The following is a 26,994-nucleotide window of genomic DNA, read 5'->3' on the forward strand; positions in this document are numbered from 1 at the left end:
AGGCCGCTTTGTCGAGGGCGACCTTCGGATACCTGATACGACCGCAGGTGCGGCGGCCTGCCAGGAGGTCAGGCGTGAACCATCCGGTTGCGCCCCTGTTGCTTGGCCTGGTACAGCGCACGGTCAGCCGCACCTAGCGCGTCGGCAGGCTCATTGCCACCCTTGGCATCCCAACGCGCTACGCCCAGTGACACCGTCACCGCGCCTACCGGTTCCACGGGAGTATCCTGCACCGTCAGCCTCAGGCGCTCGGCCACGTTGGCCGCTACCTCCAGGCCTGCGCCTGGCAACAGCATGAGGAATTCCTCGCCGCCGGTACGGCACAGCAGGTCACCCTCGCGGCAGCAGCCGCGCATCAGCTCTGCCAGGCGCCGCAGCACCTGGTCACCCACCTCATGGCCATGGTTGTCGTTGACCCGTTTGAAGTGGTCGATGTCCAGCACGATGGCCGAGAACGATCGGCCATCGGCCTGCAGCAGTGCCAGGCTGAACTCCAGGCCGCGACGGTTGACAAGGCCTGTGAGCGGGTCGGTCTGGGCGTCGCGGTTGAGCCGGCCAATGCGTTCCTGCAGCAGGTTCAGCCCGAACAGCAGGGCGCGCTTGAGCTCGGCCGCCTCGAAGTACCAGGCAGGCACCCGGCGCAGGCGCTCGGCGGTTTCCGGGCTGTCCATGGTGCGGGCCCCGGCAGCCAGTTGCCACAACGGCTGCGCGATGATCAGGGCCAGCCACCACAGCAGCAGGAAGCCCACCAGGGCCAACGGCGCCGATGTACCCACCACGTTGAGGATGAGGTTCCCCAGTGGTGTCAGTGTGCGTGTCAGAGGCTGCTGGGCCACCACGCCCCAGCCGGCACTTGGCACGGTGGCGAAACCTGCCAGCATCTCCACCCCCTGGCTGTTGCTCAGTTGGCGGGTGCCGTTGCGCAAGGTGCCCAGCTGGTTGATCAGCGGGTTGCTCTGCACCACTGTGCCAACCCGCTGCGGGTTGGGGTGGTACAGCAGGCGGCGCTGGCTGTCGACCACGTACAGGTAGGAGCCGTCCTTGTAAAAGTGCTCGCCCAGCAAGCTGTTGAGGATGTTGCGCTCGTGCAGGTAGAGGCTTCCCGCCACGTAGCCCAGGTAACGCCCATCGGCGTCGAAGATCGGTTGTGACAATGTCACGACCAGGTTGTTGGCTGCCGAGACATAGGGGGTGGAAACCAGAGGGCGGCGTTCGTGCAGGGCTTCTTCTACGCCGGGGGACTGCATGCGCCCGCCCACCAGGTGTCGCAGGTGTGCGGGCGATACCGACAGCAGTACACCGTTCGCGTCGATCACGAAGGTAGAGTTGAAGGCCATGCTCTGGCCCAGTACCCGGTCGGTTTCGGCCCGTAGCGCAGCGCTGTCGGCCAGTTGCTGGCGCTGCACACCCGCGCTGAATGCCAGTTGCTGCAGGGCGTTGCGAATATAGGTTTCAGTGATGGCAGCCAGCTTTGCCGCATAGACCCGGTTGGCTTCCAGGGCGTGGTCGATCAGCAACTGGCGCTGCACCCGGTAGCTGGCGAAATAGCTGGCGCACAGCATCACCAGCGCGGTAAGGGCGCAAAGCACCAGAATAAGTGTGCGCAGATCGAGCCGCATTCCTTGCTTGGCGTTTGGCAATCCTGACCTCGAAGGCGAACAGATGCGGCAAAAAGGGCGATAACCCTACAGGTTATCGGTGCTTTGGGGAACTGCTTGACGTCAAGATGGCCACCATCGGGTGCGTTGGGGCGCTAAGCGCCCCAATTAGCGCTTCCGGGCCTATTATCCAGCAGGGCTGGCGTTGTCCAGCTTCCGCAGTTCGTCTTCCACCTGCTGCATGCGTTGTTTGGCCAAGGCTTGCACGTTGGGGTCCCCAGCGGTGTCGCGCATCAGCGACGTGAGTTTTTCGCTCAGGCGCCGGCCGTTCTCCGTGTCCTCCAGAGCACGTGCCTTGGCCGGGTCCTGCAGCGCCGTGACGATCGTGTCGAACTCTGCATCGCTGAAGTTTTTCTCGCTGTAAAGCCGAAACAGGTCCTGGCGCTGGTCCTCGACCGTGAGGTGTTTGCGCAGCACCTGCTCGATGCTTGCCTGTGTCAACCGGGGGTGGGTGCGCCCGAGCAGGCCAGCCATGCGCTCGATGTTATGGGTATAGGCCTCCTGCAGCGGCAGCCGCGCGAGGATCTGCTCTTCACGGGTGGGTTTCTGATCGCAGGCGGTAACGGCGAGGGCCAGCAGCAGGGGCAACAGCAACTTGTTGAGGCAAGGCATGGCGTGGCCTGGTCGGGCTGTGAGGCTGGCGATTATAACGGTGTCTGCGCAACGCCGACGAGCCTTGTCGTTTGCCTTGGCCGCGCGGCTGGGGTAGAACCTGGCCTCCATTGCCTGGTGGCTGCCCCATGCCCGACCTGACCCTGCAACCTGTTCCACGCGACGCCATTGATGAAGTGGTGGCGTTCGTCGAAGCGGCCCGCCGCGAATTGTTCCCGATGCTCGCCGGCACGCCCTTGCCCCATGATCTGGCGCACTTCGCCAGCACGTACCTGGACGGCGCTGGCTGTTTTCTGGAGGCGCGGGACGGCGGGCGCCTGGTGGCCGTGGTTGGCTACCTGCCCTACGATCACCGCTTTGCCCAGCTCTGCTACCGCGCCCAGCAGGTGGTCGAGGTGGTGCGGCTGTTCGTCTTGCCGGCCTACCGCAGGCACGGCCTGGCAGCAGCGCTGTTCGCCAGGTTGCGTCTGCAAGCCCAGGCGCAAGGGGTAGACTGCCTGTACCTGCACACCCATCCATTTCTGCCCGGCGCCATCCGCTTCTGGGAGCGCCAGGGTTTCAGCGTGGTGGACGTTGAACAAGACCCGGTGTGGCAGACCACCCACATGCAGCTGCCCCTGCGCTGAACCTACGGAATTGCCCTACACAAGCCTGGCGGCAGTGATCCACGCGTTCATTTCCTTGCCTGCCAGGCCGTGCTTACCCTCCCAGGACATGGATTTTTCATCGCTGCAGAGGGAGAAGGACGATGCCACACATGGCCCTGTACAAGCTCAAGTTGCTGGACGAATTCGAAGCACGCCTGGAGGGGTGGACCTCCGATGATTTTGAAAACAGGCTGATGGACCTGTGGCGCGGTGCCACCCGGCAGGATGCCCGGAACCTGATCAATGCGGCGCATCGGGAAGGGCGCTGGCCCAACACGGTCAGGCAGTACCTGCACACCCGCGTGAGGGCCGCCGGCCATGTCGATGCGGAGCTCGAAGCCGCGTTCGCCGACCTGGCGTACAGCCAGCCACCCCTTTCATAACCCGCCGGACAACGGCCATTCCACCGCCAGCCGAAGCTGGTCGACATCCAGCTCGGCTTGCGCCTGGTTACCCCGGTGCACGTTGTGTCGGACCGAGAAGGTGACGCCCTTGGCCCGGCCGCCCTGCACTACATAGCGGGCCTCAAGGTCACGCTCCCAGTGCTTGCCGCCCTTGCCGTAGCCCAGATAGGCATAGCCACCTGCCGGGTCTACCCCGGTGCCGTCGATACCGAAGCCGCGTACGTACAGGGCCGTCAGCGCCAGGCCCGGGATGCCGTAGGCACCCATGTTCAGGTCGTAGCGCGCCTGCCAGGACTTTTCGTTTGGCCCGTTGAAATCGGACATCTGCACCGCATTGGCGATGTAGATGGCGCCCCGCGAGACGTAGTCGAACGGTGTGTCCCCATGCACCTGCTGCCAGCCCAGGCTGAAGCCGTGAGGCCCCTGGTCGTAGCGCGAAACCAGGCTCCAGGTGGTGTTGTCGATACGCCCCGACAGTGCCTTGCCGGTGTCGGTGGTGCGGTACAGGTTAAGGTCCAGGCTGACACCGCGCTGCTCGTCCAGGGCATGGCTCAGGGTGCTGCCCAGGTAGTGCTGGTTCCAGGTGTCTTCATACCGCGACGTGTACAGGCTGGCGCTGAAGGCAGGGCTGGCTGACCAGATGGCGCCGGCCAGGTCGACCTGGTTACCCTGGCGGCCATTGGAGTAATTGACTGCAAAGCCCCGGCCATGACTGGAGGCATTGCGGTCGGCGTTTTCGGTGAAATGCCCGGCCACCAGCCTGAGCGCCTCCAGTTCCTCACTGGCCAGAAAGAACCCGGTAAAGGTTTCCGGGAGCAGACGGCTGTCGGAGGCACTGAACACCGGCGTTTTCACCCGCTGCTCGCCGTAGGTGAGCACGGTGTTGGCGATGCGCAGCTTCACGGCGGCGCCTGCGCGGCTGTAATCAGATTGCGGGTGCCCGTCGTTGTCCACGGCCAGCAGGCGCGCTTTGCCCGCCCGGCCGCCGCCGCTGTCCAGCTTGACGCCCAGGTAAGCGTGGGCATCCACGCCCACCCCCACCAGCCCCTGGGTGAAACCAGACTGGAAGGTACCCATCAGGCCGTAGCCCCATTCTTCCGCCTTGCCGTTACGCTCGTTGCGCGGCTTGTAGGCATTGCGCGCGGCACCGTTGCGCCCGCCATGCTTGAAATCGCGCAGGTCGTAAACACTGCGGTTGAGCACGCTCCAGCTGGCGTCCTGGACAAAACCCTGGCTTTGGGATTGGGCATTTTCGGCCTGTGCCCAGGGGGCTATCGCCACCAGTAGCAGCGCCAGTGACAACCTTCTCACTGGCCGGCCACCAGCTGTTGCAGTTGCGCCCCGAAGCGCGCCTTGGCCCTCGCCGGCAGGCTTGCCGGCACCGCGGCCTCGGTCACGTCACCGACCTGGATGAGCATGACCATGCCCATTGCCAGGTGCGGAATGCATTGCACGCCGTACAAGCCCGGCACGGTAAAGCGCTGCTCGAAGACCTGGTTGAGCTTGCTCTTGAAAGCCGTAGCGCCCTCTGGCATCAAACCCGGCACGCTGGCCGCGTTGTGCCCGCTCTGGGTGGGTACGAAACGCACCGTGTCGCCCGGTGCGATACGCAGGTGATCAGGTTCATAGACCATCGCCCCCGCCTCACCGCGGTTGAGCATTTTTACTTCGTGAACCTCGGCCAGTGCTGCGGAGGCGAGCAGGGCGCTGGCGAGCAGCAAGGCAACAGGGTGCAACGACATGGGCAGAACTTCCTGGTTCAAGGGGCGCGAAAGCGCAGGATGCGCGCGCCGTCGTAGGGGTCGGTGAGGTAGTGGGCATGCACACCGAAGGTGTCGAGCAGGCGCTGGGGCGTGAGCACCTCCAGCGGCTTGCCCAAGGCAACCAGGCGGCCTTTGTCGAGCACCGCCACACGGTGGCAGGTGAGGGCCTGGTTGAGGTCATGCAGGGCCACCACCGTGGTCACCTGCAAGGCTTGCACCTGGTGCAACAGGCTTAGCTGGTGCTGGATATCCAGGTGGTTGGTGGGCTCGTCCAGCAGCAGCAGGCGCGGCTGTTGGGCCAGGGCGCGGGCGATATGCACGCGCTGGCGTTCACCACCAGACAACGCGCCCCACAGCCGGCTGCGCAGGTGCAGGGCATCCACGTCGGCCAACGCCTGTTCGACGATGGCACGGTCGTTTGCGCAGAACGGTGCAAGCGCCGACAACCATGGCGTGCGGCCCAGGGCAACGGCATCGAACACGCGGATCGCATCGAGCGTGTCAGCCTGTTGCTCCACCAATGCCAGGGCCTGGGCGATCTGGCGCCTGGCCACCTGTGCCAACGGTTGGCCCATCAGCTGTACGCTGCCGCGGGTGGGCTTGCGCAGCCCGGCCAGCAGCTTGAGCAGCGAGGACTTGCCGGAGCCGTTGGGCCCGACGATAGCCAGGGTCTCGCCGGCGTGCACGGTCAGGTCGAGGGCGTCCAGTACGGTGTTGCCGGCCAGGTCCAGCCCCAGGCCCTGGCAGCTCAGCGGTGCGATGTGCGCGGGGGCCATGGCTGTCACGAGTGCCCCCGTCTTGCGACCAGGATCAGCGCGAACACCGGCGCGCCGATCAGCGCAGTCACCACCCCCACGGGGATGACCTGCCCGGCAATCAACGTGCGCGAAAGAATGTCGGCCGCTACCAGGAACAATGCGCCGCCCAGTGCGCTGGCGGGCAGCAGGCGCCCGTGACCGGGGCCCAACAGCAAACGCAGGGCATGGGGGATGACCAGGCCGACGAAACCGATGGCGCCCACGATCGATACCATCACCGCCGTTACCAGTGCCGCGCAGCTGATCAGCAGCAACTGCGTGCGCCGCACCGGAATGCCCAGTGAAGCCGCAGAATCGGCGCCGAAGGTGAATGCATCCAGCGCCCGGCGGTGCCACAGGCATACCAGCAAACCCAGCACTGCGACCGGTACCGCCAGCCACACTGACGGCCATCGCACACCGCTCAGGTTACCCAGCAACCAGAACAGAATGCCCCGCGCCTGCTCGGCGGTGGCCGACTTGGTGATGAGGAAGGCGGTGAGGGCGTTGAACAGCTGCGAGCCGGCAATGCCCGCCAAAATGACCTGGGCGTTGTTGCCGGCCGGGCTGGCGGCCCGGGCCAGTACCAGCACCAGGGCGAATGCCGCCAGAGCGCCTATGAATGCCCCTGCCGACATGCTCAACGCCATGCTGCCCAGGCCCAGCAAGCCGACCAGCACCGCGCCGGTCGAGGCACCTGCCGACAGGCCCAGCAGGTAGGGCTCGGCCAACGGGTTGCGCAACAGGGCCTGGAGAATCACCCCGCAGGTCGCCAGGCCAGCGCCGCAGGCTGCAGCCACCAGGGTACGGGTCAGGCGGTAGTTCCAGACAATGCCGGCATCAATCGGGTCCACTGCGTAGCCCGCCTGCCACAGGTGGTTGGCCAGCACCTGGCCAACCAGGCTGGGTGACAGGTTGCTTTCACCAATGGCGGTGCCTGCCAGCAAGGCAGTCAGCAGGGCGGCCACGGCCGCCACGGCGGTGAAGGGCAGGCGGCTGGTCACTGGGCTGCGTGACCGCTGGCGAACGCCGTCGCCAGGGTTTGCAGGCCACGGAACAGGCGGATGCCGGCTTGCATGGCCTCGGCATCCAGCACGATGATGCGCCCGTTTTTCACCGCATCCATGTTGCGGGTGACCGGGTCGTTACGCAGGAATTCGAGTTTTTTCTGGTAATCGTCGGCCGGGAAGCGGCGGCGGTCCATGCGTGCGACGATCAACCAGGTCGGGTTGGCCTTGGCCAGGGTTTCCCAGCCTACGGTCGGCCATTCTTCAGTGGATTCGACCACGTTGCGTACCCCCAGGGTGCGCAGCATGAAGTCGGCCACGCCCTGGCGCCCGGCCACATAGGGGTCGATGTCCAGGTCGGCGCTGGAGAACCAGAACAGCGCCGAGGTCTGCGACAGGTCCTTGCCCGCCAGCTGCTCCAGGGCGCTGTTCAGCCGGCCTTTCAACTCGGCGTTCAGGGCAGTGCCGCGGTCTTGCACATCGAAGATTTCGGCCAGTTGGCTGACGGTTTTGTAGATGCTGTCTACCTGAAAGGCCTGCAGGCGCGTGCCATCGGCCCCCACCAGGTTGTCCTTGCCTTCGCAGTCCGACGGCATCACATAGGTCGGTATGCGCAATTCGTCGAACTGTTCCCGGGTACCCACCACACCCTGGGCGCCGATCATCCACTCGAACTGGGTAGCCACCAGTTGCGGGCGCTTGCCCACCACGGCTTCGAAGCTGGGGTCGTTGTCGGCCAGGCGCGGTACCTTGGCGTTCTGCGCCTGGTACTCAGGCAGCACGTCGTTGAACCACAGCGAGGTGCCCACCAGCTTGTCGCCCAGCCCCAGTGCATAGAGCATCTCGCTGCCGGCCTGGCCGATGGTCACGGCCCGCTGCGGCGCGTGGTCGAAGGTCTGCGGCTTGCCACAGTTGTCGAGGGTCAGCGGGTAGTGGGTAGCGGCAGCCTGGGCCAGGCCGGCGAAGCCCAGGCCGGCGAGCAGGGTGGCAATACGGGGCAGCATGCGGGGCGATCTCCTATCGGGCAGTTCACGGAAGGAACGTGCGGGCAGGCATCGCCGAGCCCCTGCCGGTAGCAAAAGGCAAAACGCAAAGCCCATCCCGGACACCCCGCCGGTTGGTGATATAGGTGCCGGCAGGTCTCCTGACTGGTGCGTCATGGCCTGGCTCCGACCTTCCCGGGTGTGTGACCCAGTGGCATGCAGGGAGCAGGCTCGGCACTTACAGTTGCGGGGGCAGTTCCGTTTGGCCCTGTGGAACGGGGCCTGGGATTCCCTATTGATTCCGTGATGGAAACCGGCGGCACGCATGGTAGACCATCACGCCGCCGGGTGAAACGCTTTTAGAAATACTTCAGCCAGGCAATGTCCCGCCTGCGCGCCTTCAGGCGGGCGAACCCGCGGGTGGGCAGGTACAGCGCCAGGGCCAGCAATGCCGCCCCCACCCAAACGGCGCCGATGCTGTCGAAGCCGAAGTACGCGCCCTGGTTCAGGCCAAACACAGCGACCGCTGCCAGGTACAGCACCTTGAGCACGTACAGGTGCAGCAGGTAGAAGAACATCGGCGCCGCCCCCAGCACGGCCAGCGCAGCGACCCAGCGGGCCTGGCCGGCGCGCTCGAAGCCGCGCAGCAGCAACAGGCCGGTACCCAGCGTCAAGGCCAGGAACAACAGCGACGGGGGGTATTTGGTGATGTTGAACAGGCTCATGAGGGTTTGCACAACATTCGGGTAGGCCGCCCAGGGCGCTTCGCCATAGCCGTTGAGCAGGCGCAGCAACACAAAGCCCAGCAACGTGCCTGCGCCAGCCAGCAGCAGGCGTTGCTGACGCTGAGCAGGTTGGCTGGCGCGGCCAAACCAAGGCCCAAGGCCATAGCCAAAGGCGATCACACCCACCCACGGCAACACCGGGTAGGAGGTGCGCAGGCGCAGGTGCTCCGACACCTCCAGCCAGCCACGGTCATGCAGGATCGCCCAAGGCACATGCAGAGCGGACCCTGCATCGAAGTGCACGCCGTCCAGCAGGTTGTGCCCGGCAATGATGAGCGCGCCCAGCGCCAGCAAAGCGGCCCGTGGCAGCCATACCAGCAGCGACAGGCCGATCATGCTGATGCCTATGGCCCAGATCACCTGCAAGTAGATGACCGTGGGCGGCAGCTGGAATGTCCAGGCGAAGTTGACCAGCGTGAACTCCAGCACCACCAGAAACAGCCCGCGCTTGAACAAAAAGGCCGCGACATCGGCACGGCCTTGGTGCTTCTCGCCGTACAGCCAGGCAGACAGCCCGGTGAGCAGGACGAACACCGGGGCGCACAGGTGGGCGAGGGTGCGGCTGACGAACAACGCGGGCTCGGTGGTGTCGATGGCCATCGGGTCGCTGACCTGTTTGTGCAGGAAGAACGTTTCGCGCACATGGTCCAGAAGCATGAACAGCATCACCAGCCCGCGCAGGGCATCGATGCTTTGCAGGCGCTGGGTGAGCAGGGTGGGAGTGGCGTTTGCGCTTGTCATGAAATTTCGCTGGCGAGGTGAGTGTGTCAAATGAAACGTTATCTTATAACTAATATCTGCCATCACGGTAGGCATTTCTGCCGGCCGTGGTATGGGTGGAGTGCGCCGCCGCATGGCGACGGCGGGTTTGTCAGAAGCGGTAGTCCACCGTGGCGAACAACGACCGGGGCGTGCCCATCAGCCACTGCTCGCCACTGAATGCCGACACCACGTACTGGCGGTCGAACAGGTTGTTCAACTGCAGCCCCAGCCGCACATCCGGCTGTACCTGCCAGGCAATGTTGGCATCGACTACGGTGTAGCCCGGGGCGCTCTGGGTGTTGGCGTTGTTGGCATAGCGTTCATCCACAAAGCGCGCCCCGATGCCGGCCTGTACCTGCTGGCCCAGGCCTTTGCTCAGCCACAGGTTGGCGGTGCGCCTGGGCACGTTGACCGGGCGGTTGCCCGAGCGGTCCAGGTTCACCCCACCGACGTTTTCGTCGAACTGGTCATAGCGCGCCCGCAGCAACGCGGCGTTGGCCGACACCTGCCATTGGTGCGCCAGCGCTAGTTCCAGGGTGGCTTCCAACCCGTCGGAGGTCTGCTGGCCTGCCTGCTGTTGTTCGTGGGTGAGCGGGTCATCCACCAGCAGCTTCTTCTTGACGATGTGGTAGGCCGCCAACGTCCATTCGCCCTGGCCGTTCCAGAACCGTTGCTTCAACCCCACCTCGGCCTGCCGGGCTTCGGTGAGGGCGTAGTGCATCTGCGAAGGGCGCAGGCTGATCAGGTTGTCGACGCCGTCCTGGCTGGTGGAATACTGGCCATATACCGCTACCTCCTCGCTGAGTGCATACACCAGCCCCGCGCGCCAGTTGCCGCCCTGCAAGCTGCGGTCGCTACGGCTGCCATCCACCAGGTTGTTCCGGTCAATGTGGTTCTGATCCCGCCTCAGGCCAGTCACCAGTGCCAGCTTGTCGGTCAGTTGCAGGCGGTTCTCGGCAAACAGGGCAACGGTGTGTGTGGTCGAAAGGGTCTGTGGCCGCAACGGCGATGCACTCTGGAACGGCCCTGGGCGGGGCTGCCACGGGTCGATGTAATCACCGCCGATATCGTCATAGGGCGCGTTGCTGTCCACATTGAACCGGACCTTGTTGTACTCGGCGCCGATCACCGTCTTGCTCGGCAGGCCAAACAAGGCGTGATCGAAATCGAAGGTCTGGCGGTCGCCGAACTGTTCCTGGTTGTGGCGGATCTGCAGGAAGCTGCCACGCAGCAACTGGCCTTGCTCGGGGGCCCAGCGGTAGTCCTCGGCGTTGCGCCACTGGCGACGGCTGTTGATGTAGTACAGCTGGTTGCTGGCGCCGACATGATCGTTCAGCGACCACTCGCTGGTCAGCCGCGTCCATTGGTCCACGTAGTGCTGCTGGTCATTCTGCACGTTGTAGTTCTTGCTGCGCAGGCTGCTGCGGTAGTGGCCGTCGATCAGCGGCGTGCCGTAGTAATTGGCTGGCCTGGCGTCACCGCGGTCGTGGGCGAGGGTGAAGCTGAGGTCTTCACTGGCGTCGAAGCGCAGCGCCATGCTCAGGGCCTGGCTACGGGAGGGGGTGCGGTCGACCCAACCGTTGCCTGCTTGCTGGTTCAGGTTCAGCCGGTAGCTCAGGCGTTCGCTCAGGCTGCCACCGCTGTCCAGGCCCACTTGTTGGCGATCCCAGGAGCCATACCCCACACGCAGGTGGTTGCGCACCTCGCCGGCAAGGGGTTTCTTGGGAATCACGTTGACCACCGCGCCGGTCGCCCCTTCGCCGTGCAGCACGGATGCCGGGCCGCGGATCACCTCGATGCGCTCGACCATCCACGGGTCCACCGGGAAGGTCTGGGTGCCCGCCCCGGTGTACAGGCGTGCGCCGTCGAACAAGGTCATGACCGAGCCGTGGCCGGTGAAACCACGGGCAGACAGCCCCGTGCCGCCATCGCCTGGTGAGCCGATGAAGGTGATGCCGGGCGAGCGCGTGACGGCCTCCTGCACGGTGGCATTGTTGCGCTGTTGGATCTCGGCGGTGCCAAGGGTGCTGGTACTGGCCGGGGTTTCCAGCGGGCTGAGGCCAAGGCGCGACCCTGCCTGGCTGGGCGTTGCCAGGTTGGCGGCCGCGCTGTCATAGGCACCTGTGACCGCCGTGGAGGGCAGGGCCAGGGCCGCTGCCGGGAGCGTGTCGGCCTGGGCCGGCACGGCGACGGCCAGGCAGGCCGCCAAGGGGTGTAGCTTGAAAGTACGGGACATGTCGTTCCACTGCTGCAGGAAAGAAGGAATCCCGGTGGAATACACGCAAAGGCGCACCTGGCACGCAGACGCGCGCAGGCACTGGCCTGCGCCCGCCCACCGCGGGTTGCCATAAGGAGCTTCAGGCCGGTCTCCGGGCTTGCGAGGGGCAAGAACCTTTCACCTTCCCATGCAGGTGCACAGTGGTGTGTCGAAAGGTTCGCTCGCTTACCGTTGCGGGGGCAGCGCCGGACTTGTCGTGGATACACGACGCACCGGCTTCCCGTTTCACCCTGCGCACGGCGGCGCAGGACACCTGAAACTGGCGCGCATCTGACCATTGAACAGCGCGGGCGTCAAATGCGCGGGTTGTGGGCCTTCAGAGGGCCTTTGAACGGCGTTCGCGTTTCAGGTGTTTTTATTTCGAACTTTTCTGAACAGGCAGCGCTCGAAGCGCTCGTGCACAACCCGTCAATACGTCATGGAGACTATTCGCATGTCTGCTCGTAACCTGCTGCGCCACACCTGCCTGCTCGCCTTGGTCGCTGCCCCGCTGGCTGCCACCGCAGCGCCAAGCACGGACCCGCTGTTCACCCTGGGCCTGCTGGGCTCCTACGACAAGTTCAAGTTCGAAGGCGGCAGCGAAACCGACAAGGATCACATGGGCCAGGGCGGTGTATTTGCCACCTTCGGCAACAAGATGACTGCCGAATCCGGCTTCATCTACCAGATCGGCGCAGAGGCCAAGTACGGCAAGAAGAACGACAACAAGCTCAAGGAAGCTCAGGCTGATCTGGACCTTGGCTGGCGTGCGGCGCTGGACGCGCGCAACTTCGTCGACGTGACCGTCGGCGGCGGCTACAGCTGGTCGCGCTACGAACCTGAGATCAACGACCTGGACACCAAGCTCACCCTCAAGTCGCCGTTCGCCAAGGCCGCGCTGGGCTACAACCACCAGTTCGACGCCTCGACCCTGCGCGTGGAAGTGGGCGCCCGTCACACCCTGGACGGCCGCGCACGGCTGAAAGTGGATGACTTCGGCAGCGACACGGTTGACCTGAAGGACCGCACCAACCCCTATGCTGAAGTCACGATGCTGATGAACCAGCAGGGCGCCATGCCGGTGCAGGCCGGTGTGTACTACACCCGCACCGAGTACAAGCTGGACGATAACTCGCCGGTTGCCGACAACACCAAGCTCAAGCGTGACGAGTTCGGTGTAAAAGTGGGCCTGGCCTTCTAACCCAGGTGCCCGGCCCCGCTGAACGTTGCGGGGCCGGCGCGGCTGGCGGTGCTACCGGCCGCGTCTGCGTGACACCCGCGCCTCGATGTTCTTGCGCCCGATCAGCAGGGGCGGGGTTTCCACCACTGGCTCATCGGCCAGCCACTTGTACATCACCAGGCAGTCCACCAGCCCCAGGTGGGCATGGCGATAAGCCTTGGGCAAGCGGCCTACCGTTTCGAAACCCAGCTTGTGCCACAGGGCAACGGCCACCTCGTTGCTGGCGACCACCGAGTTGAACTGCAGGGCCAGAAAGCCCTCCTGGCGCGCCAGTTTCTGCGAATGCTCGCACATGGTACGCGCCACTCCGCGGCCACGCGCCTGCGGCGTGACCACATAGCCGCAGTTGCCCACGTGCGCCCCGGGCCCTGCGGCGTTTGCCTTGAGGTAGTACGAGCCCAGCAGTTCTCCGTTTTCCTCTGCCACCCAGGTATGCAGGGGCAGCTCCAGCCATAAGTGGCGGCCTTGCTCAGGGCTCATGTGCGGGTCAAGCGCATAGGTTTCCCGGGCCCGCACCGTGGCCTGCAGGGTGGGCCAGAAGCGCTCGAAGTCGTCTGCGGTCATCGGGCGGATATGGATCATGCGGTTACTCCAAACGGCCTTCAGATGTAGATGAACACCAGCACCACCGCGGCGACCACAGCCCATTTTTCAAGGTAGTAGCGCGTGCGGTTACGCTTTTTCAGCGCCTTGCCGCGCTCGCGGATCTTGTAGATGCGGGTGAACAGGCGGTTGATGCCACCGGTCTTGTCACCGGCATCGTTCGGCGCGGCGGCCGCTGCCATCACATTGCGGCTGAACCAGCGGTTGAACGCAGTAGCCCAGCGGTACTTGAGGGGGCGCTCGACGTCGCAGAACAGGATGATGCGGTTGTGCTCGGTGGTGTTGGCGGCGTAATGGATATAGGTTTCATCGAAGACCACCCCCTGGCCATCGCGCCAGGAGTACTTCTGGCCGTCCACGTCGATGTAGCAGCCGTCATCGTTGGGCGTGTCCAGGCCAAGGTGGTAGCGGTACGAGCCTGCATACGGGTCGCGGTGGCGCACCAGCTTGGCCCCTGGCGGCAGGGTGGCGAACATCGCGGCCTTGACCGTGCCGATGCCTTGCAGCAGTTCAGTGGTGCGCGGGCACAGGGTCATTGCCGACGGGTGGCTCTCGCCGTACCACTTAAGGTAGAAGCGCTTCCAGCCGGTCTTGAAGAACGAATTGAAGCCCACGTCATCGTAGTTGTCAGACTTTTTGATCTCGCCAACCTGCAGCAACTGCTGGGCTTCCTCGCGGATCTCCTGCCAGTGGTCCTGCAGCGGCTGCAGCTCCGGGAAAGCTTCAACGGGCAGGTAGGGCCTGGCCGGATGCTTGGAGAACAGGTACAGGAAGCTGTTGACGGGGGCCAGGAAGCTGGAATGGTCGCCCAGCTGCCGCGTCAGCTTGTGACGAACCCGACCCCGCAGGTGAACGTAGGCGATCGAGAGGGCGAAGATAAGTACGAGTGCAATTTTCATGGACGTTTACTTGTCGAAAAATGGCCATGCGCCATGGCATAAGCCCGCCAGCATAAACAATCGCCAAGGCAGTTTGTACTTATTGTTACGAAACAGCCGGGCGACTTAAGTGTAGTGATGGGGGTGTTACCCACGCCCCGAAGGTCAAGGAGATCGTATGGCTCAGGACACCCGCCTTAGTGGCAGCCCGTTCAAGCGGCTCTTTTTTGCAGTGCCGGTGGGGGACGCCCAGCGCCGCGATCTGGCCGCTTGGCGCCGCGGTCTGGCCCTGCGTAACGGCAAGCCGGTGCCGGCTGCCAACTTCCATGTGACGCTGCTGTTTCTGGGCGATGTGGACGCTGCCCTGGTGCCCTCGATCTGTGCAGCGGTGGACCAGCTCGCCCGCCCGGGCAGCGCGCCCAGGCTGCTGCTCGATCGCTTGCAGGTGTGGCAGAAGGCTGGCGCACTGGTGCTGGAAGCGCAGAGCACCCCGCCGGCCCTGTTGCACCTGGTGTATGGCTTGCAGCAGGCCCTGTTGCCATTGGGGTTGCAGGTGATCAGCCGGGATTACCGCCCGCACCTGACGTTGTCCAGGGATTATCGGGGGCAGCCCCCGGAAGCGCCCACCGCCCCGGATTTCTACCTGTTGACGCGGGAGTTTGTGCTCTACGAGTCGCGAAAGGGGGCCTACACCCCGTTGGCGCGGTGGTCGTTGGCCGGGTGAACCCGGGTGGGTGCTGTGTGTGCAGCAGGTCAGACCGGCAAGCTCTTGTACGGCAGCTCTTCCCCTGGGCTGTGCTCGAACTGGCGCTTGTATTCGCGGCTGAACTGCGACGTGCTCTGGTAGCCCACCCGATGCGCAGTCTGCGCCACCCCCAGCCCTTCGCCAATCAGCATCTGCTGCGCCTTGAGCAGCCGCAGGCGCTTCAGGTACTGCATGGGCGCCATGTCGGTGCAGCGCTTGAAATGCTCGTGGAACGTCGACACGCTCATATTGGCCCGTGCGGCGAGGGTCTCGACGTTCAAAGGCTCGCTGTAATGCTCGCGCAGGTGAGCCAGCGCCGCACCGATGCGCGCGAAGTGCCCTTGCTGCTCCACCAAAGCCCGCAACACCCCGGCCTGCGGGCCGCGCAGGGCGGTGTACAGCACCTCGCGGACCCGCGCCGGGCCCAGCACCTTGGCGTCCAGCGGGTCCTGCAGGCAGTGCAGCAGGCGCTCCACGCTGTCGCGCATGGGCGCGTCCAACGCCGCTGAGGTCATCGACTGGGGTGTCTGGGCCTGCACCACACCGCCCGCCGGCAAATCCATGCGCTGCACCAGTTCACTGAGCACCGAGCGGTCGATGTCCACGGCCACGCCCAGCAATGGCGCTTGGGGCGTGGCGAAGGTTTCGCACATGAACGGTACCGACAGCGCCTGCACCAGGTAATGACCGGCGCCATATTCCAGCGTGCGCGGCCCCAGGCGAGCCAGCTTGCTGCCCTGGGCCAGGATCATCAGGCTAGGCTCGTAGATTTGCGGGCTGCTGGCGACGTAATGGTCCCAGCTCAGCACCTGCACCTGTGGCAAATGGGTAGGGACGAACCCCGGGCGCGTGGCCAGGCGGCGGATCAGCGAGCAGAGCGGCGCATTGGCGTCGACGTGGCGGGTCAGTTGCATGGAGCACCAGGGCAGAGAATCGGACAGTACGATGATCGCAGATTGACAGCCCGGCGCCACATGCAAAACCGGATTCCCGGAGAATCAGGCATGCATGCCGGAGGATCAGCTGTGGGCGAGGGGGCGTCGAGCAAGCAAAATGGCTCGCCTGAATCGTTTCACTTCACTGCGAGGCCCAGTATGTATACAGCCATCGGTTACGCTGCCCAAACCCCGACCAGCCCACTGGCACCCATGACCTTCGAGCGCCGCAGCCCGCGCCCGGATGACGTCGCCATCGAAATCCTCTACTGCGGCGTTTGCCACTCCGATATTCACCAGGCCCGTAACGAGTGGGGGATTGCCGTGTACCCCTTGATGCCTGGCCACGAGATCATCGGCCGTGTCACGGCGGTGGGCGACCAGGTGAGTGGGCACAAGGTGGGTGACCTGGTGGGTGTGGGCTGCATGGTCGATTCCTGCCGCCACTGCGAGGCCTGCGCCAAGGACCTGGAGCAATACTGCCTCGAAGGCCCGACCATGACCTACGCCACCCCGGACCGGGTGGACGGCAGCAATACCATGGGCGGCTACTCCAGCAGCATCGTGGTCAGCGAACACTTCGTGGTACGCATCCCCGACGGCATGGACCTGCCCAGCGCAGCGCCCATCCTGTGCGCTGGCATTACCACCTATTCGCCGCTCAAGCACCACGGCGTAGGCCCCGGGCACAAGGTGGGCATCCTTGGGATGGGCGGCCTGGGGCACATGGGCATCAAGCTGGCCAAGGCCTTGGGTGCGGAAGTGACCCTGTTCACCCGCTCTGCGGCCAAGGCAGCCGAGGCTCGCCGCCAGGGCGCCGACCATGTGATCGTGTCGAGCGATACCGAGCAGATGAGCGCGGCGGCCGGCCGCTTCGACTTCCTGCTCGACACCATCCCCGTGCAACACGACCTCAACCCCTACCTGGAAACCCTCAAGTTCGATGGCGTGCACATTCTGGTGGGCCTGATCGAGCCCATCGACCCCGCCGTGCACGCAGCCAACCTGGTATTGAAACGCCGGGTACTGGCCGGCTCGTTGATCGGCGGCATTGCCGAAACCCAGGAGGTGCTGGAGTTCTGCGCCAAGCACGACATCCGTTGCGATATCGAGATGCTGGATATCCGCAACATCAACCAGGCCTACGAGCGCATGATCGCTGGCGACGTGAAGTACCGCTTCGTCATCGACATGGCCACCCTCCAGGGTTGACCTGCAGGTTGCCCGTACCCGCCAGGGTGCGGGCAACCTGTGCTACCAGCGCAGCGGTTTGTCCCAGCCCTTCCAGAACAGCCAGCGCTGTGTTTCAGCATGGGGGCCGGTGCCGATCTGCCAGTCAGGCCGCCCGGTGTCCAGCGCGATCACCGCAACGAACCCGGCATAGGTCCCGGCTACCACCGTGCGCCCGTCGCGGCTGATGTCCAGGGCACACAGGGTTGACCCGATGAAGTGCTGCCAGCGCTCACTGCCGTCTTCGGCGAACGCCCGCAGATAGCCATAGGCGTCGCCGACGATGTACTCCCCCTCACGCGCCACCCCGGCATACACCCGTGCGCCTTCCTGAATCACGGGCGTGCGCGGGTCTTCGCTGTAGTAATCGGTATCCAGCCCCGGCAGGTCGGCCACCCGCACTGCCAGCGTGGCACCGCTGTAGAAGTGGCAGGCATTGAGCAGCAATTGGTCACTTGCGGCGTTGAACAGCGCAAAGTGCGGGTACTCGCTCACCGGGCCCACCTGCGCCACTACCTGCAGGTTGTCGTCCAGCACCAGGTGCCGGCTGCATTGGTCGCCCACCACGATCAGGCGCCCGTCGGCCGATACCGTGCCATGGGCCATGCTCAGCCCCAGGTTGATATCGTCGGGGTCGATACCCTCGGCCAGGTCATCGAGCACCTGCTGCTGTTGCGGTAGCAGGCGTGTTGCGCCGTGGGCAGCCAGCAGGAAAATGCCCTCGTCGCTGACCAGCAGCACCTGCTGGCCATTGGCAAACGGGATCAGCACGGTTGGTGTAGGTGGCATTTCAAACGGTTCGAACGGGTAGCCCTTGGGCAGCCCTTCAAGGCCGCTGGGCCAGGCCAGGCGTTGTACCAGCGGGCCGCCCCAGCCATCGGTCACGCGTACACCTTCGGCGTTGGCCAGGGCGAAATAGCGGCGTTCAGGGCAACGGCCAAAGTGCTCGACGCCGATCACCGGTGTGACGCTGTTGCCGTCGATACGCACCACCTGGCCTTTTTCATGGGGCATGCCGATGCGCGCCAGCACGCTGCCGTCGTCCAACAACAGGAGTGTGGCGATCCCCTGGGCGTGCTCATCGAGCAACGGCACCAGGGGCTGGTGGGCCGGTGGCCAGGCCTGGCGGAATGCCTGGTGCGCCTGCTCATCCACGCCTGGCCGATTGGCCGATTGCAGGGCCGCCAGCCAGGCGTCGAGCAAGTGTTCAGTGGCAGGTGGCTGCGGCTCTTCGAGGTGATCCCAGCCCTGTGCCTGCCCTTGGGCAACGTACTGGTTGATGGCCTGAGCATAGGCCGTGACTGCCTGCTGCCACTGCTGCTGGGGATGCTGCTTGTCCATGAGTGGATGGAACTCCTTGTTGCCCACGCGTTTCTGAGAATGCGCGCATGTTACTCCTTCGGCCCTGCGGTTGTGAGGCCCTGGTTTGACGCGTACCATGCCTGCATTCCTTCCAATAACAAAACGTGCGCCCCTCCCGCGAACAGCAGGTGCCAGGCGTGCGTGGTGTTGCCTTGCTTGCGGAGAACCGGTTTTTCATGAACGGACCCACCCCCACCCACCTGCCTCCCACCGAAGGTACGGGCAGCTGGTTGAGCGTCATCGCCCTGGCGCTGGCCGCCTTCATCTTCAACACCACCGAGTTCGTACCGGTGGCGTTGCTGAGTGACATCGGCCGCAGTTTCGACATGAGTACCGCCCAGGTGGGCCTGATGCTGACCATCTATGCCTGGGTGGTGGCGCTGGCTTCATTGCCGATGATGCTGCTGACCCGCAACGTGGAGCGGCGTCGGCTACTGCTGTTCGTGTTCGTAGTGTTCATCGTCAGCCACCTGCTGTCATGGTTGTCGCAGAGTTTTGCCATGCTGCTGGTCAGCCGAATCGGCATCGCGCTGGCGCATGCTGTGTTCTGGGCCATTACTGCATCACTGGCGGTGCGCGTGGCGCCGCCTGGCCAGCAGGCCAAGGCGCTGGGCCTGCTGGCCACCGGCACCACCCTGGCCATGGTGCTGGGCATTCCTCTGGGGCGCGTGGTGGGCGAGGCGCTGGGCTGGCGGGTCACCTTCCTGAGCATTGCCGGGGTAGCGCTGGCCACCATGCTGTGCCTGATGAAGTCATTGCCGTTGCTGCCCAGCCAGAATTCCGGCTCGCTGCGCAGCCTGCCCATCCTGTTCAAACGCCCGGCGCTGGTCATTACCTACCTCTTGGTCACGCTGGTGGTTACGGCACAGTTCACCGCCTACAGCTACATCGAACCCTTCGCCCTGCATGTGGCGCAGCTCAGCGGTGAACGCACCACGCTGCTTCTGCTGCTGTTCGGCGGTGCCGGTGTGGTCGGTTCGTTCCTGTTCAGCCGCTACAGCGACCGTTTCCCTCAAGGTTTTCTGGTGGGCTCGATTGGCCTGCTCGCCGCCTGCCTGTTGTTACTTCTGCCATTTGCGGGCAACTTCTACGCCTTTGCCGCACTGAGCATGTTCTGGGGGGTGGCCATCCTCAGCTTCAGCCTGGCACTGCAGTCCAAAACCCTGAAGCTGGCTTCGGACGCAACGGACGTGGCCATGGCGCTGTTCTCGGGTATCTACAACATCGGCATCGGCGGCGGCGCCTTGTTAGGCAGTATCGTCAGCAGCCAGATGGGCGTGGCCAACATAGGCCTGGTAGGGGGCGCGGTGGCGCTGGTGGGGCTGGTGCTGGCCTCTTGCAGCAGCAAACGCTTCCGGCAGGCATTGGTGCACTGATCAGAGCAACACCGCTGCCCAGGCCGAAACCAGCAATGCCAGGGCCAGAACCTGGTTGAACACGCGCATGCGCCGGGGTGCCAGCCACCTGGCGCTGCCGGCACCCAGCAACGCCCACGCGGCCATGCACGGCAGGGCAATCAGCAAGAACAGCAGCGCCAGTTGCCACACTGCGACCGAGGGTGTGGCAAACACCCCGATCACGGCGACGGCCATCAACCATACCTTGGGGTTGATCATCTGCAGGGCGGCGGCATTCAGCGCATCGAACCCACGCCCACCAGCGCGTGAGTCAACCCCTGTCGGGCTGCGCAGCAGTTGCCAGGCAAGCCAGGTAAGCCACAGCACACCACCCCAGGTCATCAGTTGCCTGGCCAATGGATGGCGCAGCAACAGTTCCCCCATGCCAAGGCCAACCACCAGCACGATGGCAGCCGCGGCGGTGCAGGCGGCCATGACGGGCGCCAGGGTCGCGCGCAGGCCCAGGCTGGCGCCCCGTGCAAGGATCAACAGGTTGGTGGGGCCAGGGCTGATACTGGCTACCAGGGCAAACAGCATGAATGGCAAAAGGGTAGGGGTCATGGAATGGGCTCCTGTCAAAGAAGCACCATGCTCACGGGTTACTGCGCGTCAGTCTGGAAGGTTTGAGCAAAGCCTGCGGTACTGCGCCGGGGTCAGCTGGTAGGCGCGGCGGAACCAGCGCCCCAGGTGGCTTTGATCGGCAAAGCCCAGGGCAATCGCCACGTCGGCTGGGCGCTGGCCCAGCGCCAGCCGGCGGCGGGCATGGGCCAGGCGCAGCTGGATAAGGTAGGCGTGGGGTGCCAGGCCGAACGCTGCCTTGAATGCACGGGTGAGGCGGAAACGGTCGATGCCGCAGGCAAGCGCCATCTCCTCCAGGCCGATATCGCGCTCCAGGTTGTCATGCAGGTAGTCCCGTGCCCGTTGCGCTGTCAGCGGCAGGCGCGGGTCGGGGTTCTGGCGGCGGCGCCAGTGCAGGTGGCGGGTAAGGCTGGCCAGCAATGCGTCGGTCGCGCTCTGCCGGACGATGCGCAGGTCCTGCTGGTGCACCGCCTGGAAGGCGAGGGCGGTGGCCTGGGCCAGCTGCACGTCGTGGCTGAGGGTATCGGCAAAGCTCGGCAGGCTGTCGTGGGGCACGTGTTCGAACAGTGCACGCAGTTGCTGGTCCAGCCAGGCAGGCTGCAGGTACAGCGTCGAGTAAGTGAACCCATCCTCGGTCGGGGCCAGGCCATCGTGAATGTCACCGGGTTCCAGCAGAAAAACCTGCCCGGGGGTGCTGCGGTGGCGTACCCGGCGGCAATTGAATTGCTGCACGCCCTGCTCGGTAACGCCAACCAGAAAGCTGTCGTGCCAGTGGGGGTCGTAGGCATGCCCGACAAAGTGCGCGCGCACCGACTCAATGCCGGTATCAGCGTCCGTTTTCAGGTCGATCCAGTTGCCCATGGCCGTCTCCACCCAGGGTAAACAGCTACCTTAGCGCAGCTGCCCGCATCAGTCTGGAAGGTTTGTGCAACTGCCCCGCAGCGCCTCGAACCGTTCACGCAACCACAGGTGCAACTGGCCGACCGCGGGGGTGAGTTGCTTGCGGTGTGGGCATACCAGCGTGACCGGGGTCGGCTCGCCTGCAAGGTCGGGCAGGACGATTTCCAGCTCGCCGCTTGCCAGGTCGTTGCTCACATCCAGCCAGGACTTGTAGACGATACCTTCCCCCAGAATCGCCAGCCGGCGAATCACATCGGCGTCGTCGCTGACCAGCGGCCCGCGCACCTGCACCGTGCGGTTACCCAGCTGCCATTTGTCATACACGCGACCATATTGCATGTACAGCAGGCAGGCGTGTTGCTGCAGGGCATCGGGCGTCTGCGGCCGGCCATGCCTGTTCAGGTAGGCGGGCGAGGCCACCAGCACCCGGCGGTTCCAGTCGGCCAGCGGCAGGGCGATGTAGTTGGCGTCCTGATTGCGCCCGTAGCGGATGGCAACGTCCACCGGGTCACGGTTGAGGTCGGCAATCTGGTCAGACAACAGAAAGCGCAGGTGCAAGGCGGGGTGCGCGCGGCGGAACGCGCTGAGCCAGGGCAGCAACATGTTGCGGCCCAGGTCCGAGGGCGCGGACACCTGCAGGGTGCCGCGCAGCGACCCTGGGTTGCCGTGCAGGTCTTCATGGCCCTGGCGCAGGGTCTCCAGCGCGGTCACGGCAGTGGGCAGGTAGCGCTCCCCTTCGGCGGTAAGGCGCAGGCTGCGGGTGGTGCGGGCGAACAGGCGCACATCCAGGTCGCGCTCCAGGCGCTTGATGGCGGCGGCCACCTGGCCGGGCAGCAGCTCAGCTTCCAGGGCGGCTGCGGTAAAGCTGCCCAATACGCTGCTGCGCACGAACAGTTCGAGGTCAGCGAGGCGCAGCATTTTCACTCCGGCAAGAAAAGTGTTGCTCGATTGTGCCGGTTTTTCTTTGCTGCAGGAAAGATAATATGGCCCACCTGTCCCCCTTGAAATGCCTGGAGCTACCCCATGGATACCGTTTCGCTGGCCAAGCGCCGCTACACCACCAAGGCCTACGACGCATCGCGTTGCATTCCCCAGGCCACCCTTGACGCGCTGCTCGAGCAACTGCGCCACAGCCCGTCCTCGGTCAACTCCCAGCCCTGGCATTTTGTGGTTGTCGGCAGCGATGAGGGCAAGGCCCGCCTGGCCAAGAGTACCGACGCCGACTACGCCTACAACTCGCCGAAGCTGCGTGATGCGTCCCATGTGATCGTCTTCTGCGCCCGTACCACCATGACCGAGGCGCACCTGGATGCTGTGTTGGCCCAGGAGGCCACCGACGGGCGCTTCCGCGACGAGCAGGCACGGGCAGCGCAGAACAACAGCCGGCGCCACTACGTGGACCTGCATCGCCATGACCTCAAGGACATTCAGCACTGGATGGAAAAGCAGACCTACCTGGCCCTGGGTACGGCCCTGCTCGGCGCGGCGGCCTACGGCCTGGATGCGACGCCCATGGAAGGCTTCGACAGCAAACGCCTGGACGCTGAACTGGGGCTGCGTGAGCGTGGTTTGACCAGCGTGGTGATGTTGTGCCTGGGCTATCACGGCGAGGCAGATTTCAACGCCGGCCTGAGCAAGTCCCGCTTGCCTGCCGAACAGGTGTTCACGTTCCTCTAGTGTGGCTGGGGCCTCACAGGCCCCGCAACCTCACCAGAGCGCGGCCGAGGATGCAGTCAGCACCCTGGTGAATACCGCAATCGCGGTTTCCACATCCGCCTCGCGGGTAAACCTGCCCACACTCAGGCGCACGCTGTTGCGTGCCTTGCGCTCATCCAGCCCCAACGCCAGCAGCACATGCGAAGCCGCATTGCTTGCCGAGTTGCACGCCGAGGTGGTTGACAGCGCCAGCTCGTTCGCCAGTGCGGCGCTGTTGAAGCCTGTACTGTCGATACACAGGTTGAGGGTGTGCGGCACGCGTTGCCGGGCGCAGCCATTGAGGCTGACGCCGGGCAGTGCCAGCAGCCCATCGCGCAGGCGCCAGGCAAGCCGCTCCAGGCGTTGGTATTCGCTGCCCCCCGGCTGCCCTGCGAGGGCGAAGGCGCTGCCCATGCCGGCGATCTGGTGGGTCGCCAGGGTACCGGAACGCAACCCCTGTTCATGCCCACCGCCATGGATCTGCGCACGCAAGTGGGGGCGTGCCCGCGGCCCCACGTAGAGCGCGCCAATGCCTTTGGGGCCGTACACCTTGTGCGCCGAGAACGACATCAGGTCTACCGCCTGTACTGCCAGGTCGATGGGCAATTTACCCACGGCCTGGGCAGCATCCACGTGCAGCAAGGCGCCGTGGGCACGCACCCGCTCGCCGATGGCGGCAAAGTCGGTGACCGTACCCAGTTCGTTGTTCACCGCCATCAGCGACACCAGACGGGTGTCTGCGCGCAGCGCAGCCTGCACGGCAGCGGGTTGAATCAGCCCGGCGGCGTCAGGGGGCAGGCGCGTGACCGACCAGCCCTGGCGTTCAAGCTCTGCCACCGTGTCCAGCACGGCCTTGTGTTCCAGCTGGCTGGTGATCAGGTGTGCAGGTTGCCCCAGACCCTGGGCGATGCCCTTGAGCGCCAGGTTGTTGGATTCGGTTGCGCCAGACGTCCACACCAACGCATCCGCCGTGGTGCCCACCCGCTCTGCCACCTGCTGGCGCGCCTGATCGACGGCAGCGCGAGCGGCTTGGCCGTACGCGTGACCACTGGAAGCAGGGTTGCCGAAGTGGGCCTCTCGCCCAAGGCTGGCGAGCATGGTTTCGATCACCCGTTCATCAACGGGCGTAGTGGCGGCGTAGTCGAAATAGAGCGGGGCGTCAGGCATGGGCAATTCCGTGTGTGGCCAGAAAGCTTCAAGTGATTGAGCAAGATTACCCGGCGCCGGAAGATGGTTTTACCTTTAGTTGCCCTGTTTTAAGAATATTTCGCGAAAAAATTCTCCCTGTTGGGAATAAGGAGAATTTTTTTCTAACGTTAAGCCGCCAGAGGGTTCATTACTGATCTGATACGCGCGTTCAAGGCTGCATCGTTCTCTCTTCTTGCGCCACCACACGCTCGCACAGCTCGGTGATCTGCTCACGCATCCAGCGGTTGGCCGGGTCCTGGTCGGTGCTCTCGTGCCAGTACAGGTGGGTTTCCAGTGCGGGTACCTCCACCGGCAGTGGTTTGTAGCAAAGCTGGTGGCGACGGGCGAAGCGCTCGGGCACAGTCATCGCCATGTCAGTCTGTTGCAGCACCTGAGAGGCCATCAGGTAGTGCTGCGAGCGCAGGGCAACCTTGCGCTGCACGCCCATTTTGCCGAGGGCCAGGTCTACGTAACCCAGGCCATTGCGCCGGCTGGAAATATGAATGTGGGTCATGCCCAGGTAGCTTTCCAGGGTGAGCGTGCTGTCTGCCAGCGGGTGGCCCTGGCGCAACGCGCACACATAGCGGTCCTGCATGAGCTTGACATGGCGTACTTGGGGGTCGGTGTTGAGCGGGGCATCAATGGCGAAATCCAGGCGGCCGGCGGCCAGCTCCTTGGTGGTTTCGCGCCGTTTGCACAAAAAGCTCTCGATCAGCACCGAGGGCGCCAGGCGCCGCAGGCGCTGAAACAGCGGGGGCAATATCACCGCCTCGGTCAGGTCGGTCATGCTGATGCGAAACGTCTTGTTGGCCTGCTGAGGGTTGAACGTGCGGCTTTCCTGCACCGAGGTGCGCAGCAGCGCCAGGGCATTGCGGACCGAGCCGATGATGTTCTGCGCCATGGGGGTGGGCACCATGCCCTGGGCGGTGCGCACAAACAGTGGGTCGTTGAAGGTTTCGCGCAGGCGCGACAGGGCGTTGGACACCGCCGGCTGGGTAATGCCGACGATCTGCCCGGCGCGTGTAAGGTTGGCTTCGGTGTAGATCGCATCGAACACGATGAACAGGTTGAGATCGACCTTGCTGAGGTTCATGGGCGCCGCTCGTTGTTTGAATTATTCGTCGATCATATATCGGTTATGAATGTTAATACACGGCGAAAATAGACTAGCTGGATGGCGCGTGGCTGCTCTAGGCTCTGCTCACTTACCCCGGACCATGAAGGTAGCCCCGATGGATTTCGCCTATTCGCCCAAGGTGCAGGCACTGCGCGAGCGCGTCAGCGCGTTCATGGACACCCATGTATACCCCGCTGAAGCGGTGTTCGAGCGCCAGGTTGCTGAAGGCGACCGCTGGCAGCCCACGGCAGTCATGGAAGCCCTCAAGGCCAAAGCCCGCGCAGAGGGCTTGTGGAACCTCTTTCTGCCGGAATCGGAATACGGCGCGGGGCTGACCAACCTTGAATACGCACCGCTGGCCGAGATCATGGGCCGCTCGCTGCTGGGGCCGGAACCTTTCAACTGTTCAGCGCCTGACACCGGCAACATGGAGGTGCTGGTGCGCTATGGCACCCCGGCGCAGAAACGCCAGTGGCTGGAGCCGCTGCTGCAAGGCCAGATCCGCTCGGCGTTTGCCATGACCGAGCCGGACGTGGCTTCGTCGGATGCCACCAACATGGCGGCCACCGCGTTGCGCGAGGGTGACGAATGGGTGATCAACGGCCGCAAGTGGTGGACCTCCGGGGCCTGCGACCCGCGCTGCAAGGTGATGATCTTCATGGGCCTTTCCAACCCACAGGGCCCGCGCCACCAGCAGCATTCGATGGTGCTGGTGCCCATGGATGCGCCGGGCGTGAAGGTGGTACGCCCGTTGCCCGTGTTCGGCTACGACGACGCCCCCCATGGCCATGCCGAAGTGCTGTTCGAAAACGTACGGGTGCCCTACGACCATGTGATCCTAGGCGAGGGCCGTGGTTTTGAAATAGCCCAGGGGCGGCTTGGCCCCGGCCGTATTCACCACTGCATGCGTTCCATCGGCATGGCCGAACGGGCACTGGAACTGATGTGCAAGCGCGCCGTGTCGCGCACGGCATTCGGCAAGCCGCTGGCGCGCCTGGGCGGCAATATGGACAACATTGCCGATTCACGAATGGAAATTGACATGGCGCGGCTGCTCACGCTCAAAGCGGCGTACATGATGGACACCGTGGGCAACAAGATTGCCCGCAGCGAGATTGCCCAAATAAAAGTTGTCGCGCCGAATGTGGCGTTGAAGGTCATTGATCGTGCCATTCAGCTTCACGGGGGCGCGGGTGTAAGTGGGGACTTCCCATTGGCGTATATGTACGCCATGCAGCGCACCTTGCGCCTGGCCGATGGGCCGGACGAAGTGCACCGTGCGGCGATTGGCAAGTATGAGGTGGGCAAGTATCTGCCTGTGCAGATGATGAAGTAGGCAGCGAGTCAGAGGGTGCGCATTGAGAAGGCAGCGCGTGTATTGAGAGTGGCTGGGCAAAAGGGGTTGGGACAGTCTATAACTGGGAGTACGACAGGCTGAAGGTGCCCGAGC

General features: G+C 64.5%; 26 protein-coding genes and 2 riboswitches. Of the genes, 8 read left to right on the top strand and 18 right to left on the bottom strand.

Going from position 1 to position 26,994, the window contains the following annotated elements:
* Window positions 1-68: 68 nt before the first annotated feature.
* Together IAE38_RS13845 and IAE38_RS13850 are read right to left on the bottom strand one after the other, a co-directional pair.
* Window positions 69-1,619: a sensor domain-containing diguanylate cyclase gene (locus IAE38_RS13845; protein WP_442968293.1), complete on the bottom strand. Its 1,551-nt coding sequence runs from the start codon at window positions 1,617-1,619 to the stop codon at window positions 69-71.
* 165 nt (window positions 1,620-1,784) lie between these two features.
* Window positions 1,785-2,270 carry a hypothetical protein gene (locus IAE38_RS13850; protein ID WP_201218036.1) on the bottom strand — a complete coding sequence of 162 codons (486 nt, stop codon included), beginning with the start codon at window positions 2,268-2,270 and terminating at the stop codon, window positions 1,785-1,787.
* Window positions 2,271-2,398: 128 nt separating this feature from the next.
* Here IAE38_RS13850 and IAE38_RS13855 point away from each other — a divergent pair, with 128 nt between their 5' ends.
* Complete coding sequence (locus tag IAE38_RS13855) at window positions 2,399-2,896, top strand: GNAT family N-acetyltransferase (RefSeq protein WP_201218037.1); 498 nt, start codon at window positions 2,399-2,401, stop codon at window positions 2,894-2,896.
* Between the two features lie 131 nt (window positions 2,897-3,027).
* A complete protein-coding gene (locus tag IAE38_RS13860) occupies window positions 3,028-3,300 on the top strand; it encodes a hypothetical protein (protein ID WP_201218038.1) in 273 nt (90 codons plus the stop codon).
* Here the strand turns inward: IAE38_RS13860 and IAE38_RS13865 are convergent.
* From IAE38_RS13865 to IAE38_RS13895, 7 genes are all read right to left on the bottom strand, one after another.
* The gene (locus tag IAE38_RS13865) at window positions 3,295-4,632 is read right to left on the bottom strand and encodes an OprD family porin (RefSeq protein ID WP_201218039.1); all 1,338 of its coding nucleotides are present in this window, start codon (window positions 4,630-4,632) and stop codon (window positions 3,295-3,297) included. The two genes, IAE38_RS13860 and IAE38_RS13865, sit on opposite strands and share 6 nt — an antisense overlap.
* Window positions 4,629-5,063, bottom strand: a complete 435-nt coding sequence (locus IAE38_RS13870) for a pseudoazurin (protein WP_201218040.1) — start codon at window positions 5,061-5,063, stop codon at window positions 4,629-4,631. The genes IAE38_RS13865 and IAE38_RS13870 overlap by 4 nt, the downstream gene beginning before the upstream one ends.
* Window positions 5,064-5,080: 17 nt before the next feature.
* Window positions 5,081-5,860, bottom strand: coding sequence for an ABC transporter ATP-binding protein (locus IAE38_RS13875; RefSeq protein ID WP_201218041.1), 780 nt, complete (start codon window positions 5,858-5,860; stop codon window positions 5,081-5,083).
* A gap of 5 nt (window positions 5,861-5,865) precedes the next feature.
* The gene (locus IAE38_RS13880) at window positions 5,866-6,885 is read right to left on the bottom strand and encodes a FecCD family ABC transporter permease (protein WP_201218042.1); all 1,020 of its coding nucleotides are present in this window, start codon (window positions 6,883-6,885) and stop codon (window positions 5,866-5,868) included.
* Window positions 6,882-7,892, bottom strand: coding sequence for an ABC transporter substrate-binding protein (locus IAE38_RS13885; protein WP_201218043.1), 1,011 nt, complete (start codon window positions 7,890-7,892; stop codon window positions 6,882-6,884). Before IAE38_RS13885 ends, IAE38_RS13880 begins: the two co-directional genes overlap by 4 nt.
* 113 nt (window positions 7,893-8,005) lie before the next feature.
* Window positions 8,006-8,204: riboswitch (cobalamin riboswitch) on the bottom strand.
* A gap of 26 nt (window positions 8,205-8,230) precedes the next feature.
* Window positions 8,231-9,397, bottom strand: coding sequence for a DUF1624 domain-containing protein (locus tag IAE38_RS13890; protein WP_201218044.1), 1,167 nt, complete (start codon window positions 9,395-9,397; stop codon window positions 8,231-8,233).
* Between the two features lie 130 nt (window positions 9,398-9,527).
* Window positions 9,528-11,654, bottom strand: coding sequence for a TonB-dependent receptor (locus IAE38_RS13895; RefSeq protein ID WP_201164098.1), 2,127 nt, complete (start codon window positions 11,652-11,654; stop codon window positions 9,528-9,530).
* 107 nt (window positions 11,655-11,761) lie between these two features.
* Window positions 11,762-11,968, bottom strand: a riboswitch (cobalamin riboswitch).
* Between the two features lie 161 nt (window positions 11,969-12,129).
* Here IAE38_RS13895 and IAE38_RS13900 point away from each other — a divergent pair.
* Window positions 12,130-12,876 carry an outer membrane beta-barrel protein gene (locus IAE38_RS13900; RefSeq protein WP_028634454.1) on the top strand — a complete coding sequence of 249 codons (747 nt, stop codon included), beginning with the start codon at window positions 12,130-12,132 and terminating at the stop codon, window positions 12,874-12,876.
* A 51-nt stretch (window positions 12,877-12,927) separates the two neighbouring features.
* Here the strand turns inward: IAE38_RS13900 and IAE38_RS13905 are convergent, their stop codons facing one another.
* Entirely contained in the window at window positions 12,928-13,497 is a 570-nt protein-coding gene (locus IAE38_RS13905; RefSeq protein WP_201218045.1) for a GNAT family N-acetyltransferase, read from the bottom strand.
* 20 nt (window positions 13,498-13,517) lie between these two features.
* Window positions 13,518-14,417 (bottom strand): lipid A hydroxylase LpxO, encoded by a 900-nt coding sequence (gene lpxO, locus IAE38_RS13910; RefSeq protein WP_028634452.1) that lies wholly within the window; start codon window positions 14,415-14,417, stop codon window positions 13,518-13,520.
* A gap of 157 nt (window positions 14,418-14,574) precedes the next feature.
* Between lpxO and thpR the strand changes: the two genes are divergently transcribed.
* Window positions 14,575-15,120 (top strand): RNA 2',3'-cyclic phosphodiesterase, encoded by a 546-nt coding sequence (thpR, locus tag IAE38_RS13915; protein ID WP_201218046.1) that lies wholly within the window; start codon window positions 14,575-14,577, stop codon window positions 15,118-15,120.
* A gap of 29 nt (window positions 15,121-15,149) precedes the next feature.
* Here the strand turns inward: thpR and IAE38_RS13920 are convergent, their stop codons facing one another.
* Window positions 15,150-16,055, bottom strand: coding sequence for an AraC family transcriptional regulator (locus tag IAE38_RS13920; protein WP_028634450.1), 906 nt, complete (start codon window positions 16,053-16,055; stop codon window positions 15,150-15,152).
* A gap of 180 nt (window positions 16,056-16,235) precedes the next feature.
* On the opposite strand from IAE38_RS13920, the gene calA reads away from it, so the two are divergent.
* Window positions 16,236-17,288 carry a vanillin reductase gene (calA, locus tag IAE38_RS13925; protein WP_201164101.1) on the top strand — a complete coding sequence of 351 codons (1,053 nt, stop codon included), beginning with the start codon at window positions 16,236-16,238 and terminating at the stop codon, window positions 17,286-17,288.
* Between the two features lie 42 nt (window positions 17,289-17,330).
* Here the strand turns inward: calA and IAE38_RS13930 are convergent, their stop codons facing one another.
* On the bottom strand, window positions 17,331-18,647 hold the full coding sequence (locus IAE38_RS13930) for a PQQ-like beta-propeller repeat protein (protein WP_201218048.1): 1,317 nt from the start codon (window positions 18,645-18,647) through the stop codon (window positions 17,331-17,333).
* Window positions 18,648-18,844: 197 nt separating this feature from the next.
* Here IAE38_RS13930 and IAE38_RS13935 point away from each other — a divergent pair, with 197 nt between their 5' ends.
* Window positions 18,845-20,044: a sugar transporter gene (locus tag IAE38_RS13935; protein ID WP_201218049.1), complete on the top strand. Its 1,200-nt coding sequence runs from the start codon at window positions 18,845-18,847 to the stop codon at window positions 20,042-20,044.
* Here the strand turns inward: IAE38_RS13935 and IAE38_RS13940 are convergent, their stop codons facing one another.
* From IAE38_RS13940 to IAE38_RS13950, 3 genes are read right to left on the bottom strand one after another with little or no spacing between them, the layout of a single operon-like run.
* A complete protein-coding gene (locus tag IAE38_RS13940) occupies window positions 20,045-20,626 on the bottom strand; it encodes a LysE family translocator (RefSeq protein ID WP_201218050.1) in 582 nt (193 codons plus the stop codon).
* 48 nt (window positions 20,627-20,674) lie between these two features.
* Window positions 20,675-21,505: an AraC family transcriptional regulator gene (locus IAE38_RS13945; RefSeq protein ID WP_201218051.1), complete on the bottom strand. Its 831-nt coding sequence runs from the start codon at window positions 21,503-21,505 to the stop codon at window positions 20,675-20,677.
* Window positions 21,506-21,553: 48 nt separating this feature from the next.
* Window positions 21,554-22,462 carry a LysR family transcriptional regulator gene (locus IAE38_RS13950; RefSeq protein WP_201218052.1) on the bottom strand — a complete coding sequence of 303 codons (909 nt, stop codon included), beginning with the start codon at window positions 22,460-22,462 and terminating at the stop codon, window positions 21,554-21,556.
* 105 nt (window positions 22,463-22,567) lie between these two features.
* On the opposite strand from IAE38_RS13950, the gene nfsB reads away from it, so the two are divergent.
* Entirely contained in the window at window positions 22,568-23,221 is a 654-nt protein-coding gene (nfsB, locus tag IAE38_RS13955; protein WP_201218054.1) for an oxygen-insensitive NAD(P)H nitroreductase, read from the top strand.
* 30 nt (window positions 23,222-23,251) lie between these two features.
* On the opposite strand, the gene IAE38_RS13960 is transcribed toward nfsB, so the two are convergent.
* Both IAE38_RS13960 and IAE38_RS13965 read right to left on the bottom strand, forming a co-directional pair.
* The gene (locus IAE38_RS13960; RefSeq protein WP_201218055.1) at window positions 23,252-24,406 is read right to left on the bottom strand and encodes a cysteine desulfurase family protein; all 1,155 of its coding nucleotides are present in this window, start codon (window positions 24,404-24,406) and stop codon (window positions 23,252-23,254) included.
* Between the two features lie 190 nt (window positions 24,407-24,596).
* Entirely contained in the window at window positions 24,597-25,520 is a 924-nt protein-coding gene (locus IAE38_RS13965) for a LysR family transcriptional regulator (RefSeq protein WP_028634441.1), read from the bottom strand.
* 139 nt (window positions 25,521-25,659) lie between these two features.
* Between IAE38_RS13965 and IAE38_RS13970 the strand changes: the two genes are divergently transcribed.
* A complete protein-coding gene (locus IAE38_RS13970; protein WP_201164109.1) occupies window positions 25,660-26,880 on the top strand; it encodes an acyl-CoA dehydrogenase in 1,221 nt (406 codons plus the stop codon).
* The last annotated feature ends 114 nt before the right edge of the window (window positions 26,881-26,994 follow it).

The organism is Pseudomonas sp. S32, assembly GCF_016648095.1.
GTDB classification, from domain to species: domain Bacteria; phylum Pseudomonadota; class Gammaproteobacteria; order Pseudomonadales; family Pseudomonadaceae; genus Aquipseudomonas; species Aquipseudomonas parafulva.

Bases quoted from the DNA above. Each gene is read 5' to 3' on its own strand.
- IAE38_RS13855 (WP_201218037.1), top strand. From the start codon at position 2,399: ATGCCCGACCTGACCCTGCAACCTGTTCCACGCGACGCCATTGATGAA.
- IAE38_RS13895 (WP_201164098.1), bottom strand. From the start codon at position 11,654: ATGTCCCGTACTTTCAAGCTACACCCCTTGGCGGCCTGCCTGGCCGTC.
- calA (WP_201164101.1), top strand. From the start codon at position 16,236: ATGTATACAGCCATCGGTTACGCTGCCCAAACCCCGACCAGCCCACTG.
- IAE38_RS13860 (WP_201218038.1), top strand. From the start codon at position 3,028: ATGGCCCTGTACAAGCTCAAGTTGCTGGACGAATTCGAAGCACGCCTG.
- IAE38_RS13890 (WP_201218044.1), bottom strand. From the start codon at position 9,397: ATGACAAGCGCAAACGCCACTCCCACCCTGCTCACCCAGCGCCTGCAA.
- thpR (WP_201218046.1), top strand. From the start codon at position 14,575: ATGGCTCAGGACACCCGCCTTAGTGGCAGCCCGTTCAAGCGGCTCTTT.
- nfsB (WP_201218054.1), top strand. From the start codon at position 22,568: ATGGATACCGTTTCGCTGGCCAAGCGCCGCTACACCACCAAGGCCTAC.
- IAE38_RS13870 (WP_201218040.1), bottom strand. From the start codon at position 5,063: ATGTCGTTGCACCCTGTTGCCTTGCTGCTCGCCAGCGCCCTGCTCGCC.
- IAE38_RS13875 (WP_201218041.1), bottom strand. From the start codon at position 5,860: ATGGCCCCCGCGCACATCGCACCGCTGAGCTGCCAGGGCCTGGGGCTG.
- IAE38_RS13850 (WP_201218036.1), bottom strand. From the start codon at position 2,270: ATGCCTTGCCTCAACAAGTTGCTGTTGCCCCTGCTGCTGGCCCTCGCC.
- IAE38_RS13960 (WP_201218055.1), bottom strand. From the start codon at position 24,406: ATGCCTGACGCCCCGCTCTATTTCGACTACGCCGCCACTACGCCCGTT.
- IAE38_RS13845 (WP_442968293.1), bottom strand. From the start codon at position 1,619: ATGCGGCTCGATCTGCGCACACTTATTCTGGTGCTTTGCGCCCTTACC.
- IAE38_RS13950 (WP_201218052.1), bottom strand. From the start codon at position 22,462: ATGCTGCGCCTCGCTGACCTCGAACTGTTCGTGCGCAGCAGCGTATTG.
- IAE38_RS13900 (WP_028634454.1), top strand. From the start codon at position 12,130: ATGTCTGCTCGTAACCTGCTGCGCCACACCTGCCTGCTCGCCTTGGTC.
- lpxO (WP_028634452.1), bottom strand. From the start codon at position 14,417: ATGAAAATTGCACTCGTACTTATCTTCGCCCTCTCGATCGCCTACGTT.
- IAE38_RS13905 (WP_201218045.1), bottom strand. From the start codon at position 13,497: ATGATCCATATCCGCCCGATGACCGCAGACGACTTCGAGCGCTTCTGG.
- IAE38_RS13920 (WP_028634450.1), bottom strand. From the start codon at position 16,055: ATGCAACTGACCCGCCACGTCGACGCCAATGCGCCGCTCTGCTCGCTG.
- IAE38_RS13970 (WP_201164109.1), top strand. From the start codon at position 25,660: ATGGATTTCGCCTATTCGCCCAAGGTGCAGGCACTGCGCGAGCGCGTC.
- IAE38_RS13965 (WP_028634441.1), bottom strand. From the start codon at position 25,520: ATGAACCTCAGCAAGGTCGATCTCAACCTGTTCATCGTGTTCGATGCG.
- IAE38_RS13885 (WP_201218043.1), bottom strand. From the start codon at position 7,892: ATGCTGCCCCGTATTGCCACCCTGCTCGCCGGCCTGGGCTTCGCCGGC.
- IAE38_RS13930 (WP_201218048.1), bottom strand. From the start codon at position 18,647: ATGGACAAGCAGCATCCCCAGCAGCAGTGGCAGCAGGCAGTCACGGCC.
- IAE38_RS13945 (WP_201218051.1), bottom strand. From the start codon at position 21,505: ATGGGCAACTGGATCGACCTGAAAACGGACGCTGATACCGGCATTGAG.
- IAE38_RS13935 (WP_201218049.1), top strand. From the start codon at position 18,845: ATGAACGGACCCACCCCCACCCACCTGCCTCCCACCGAAGGTACGGGC.
- IAE38_RS13940 (WP_201218050.1), bottom strand. From the start codon at position 20,626: ATGACCCCTACCCTTTTGCCATTCATGCTGTTTGCCCTGGTAGCCAGT.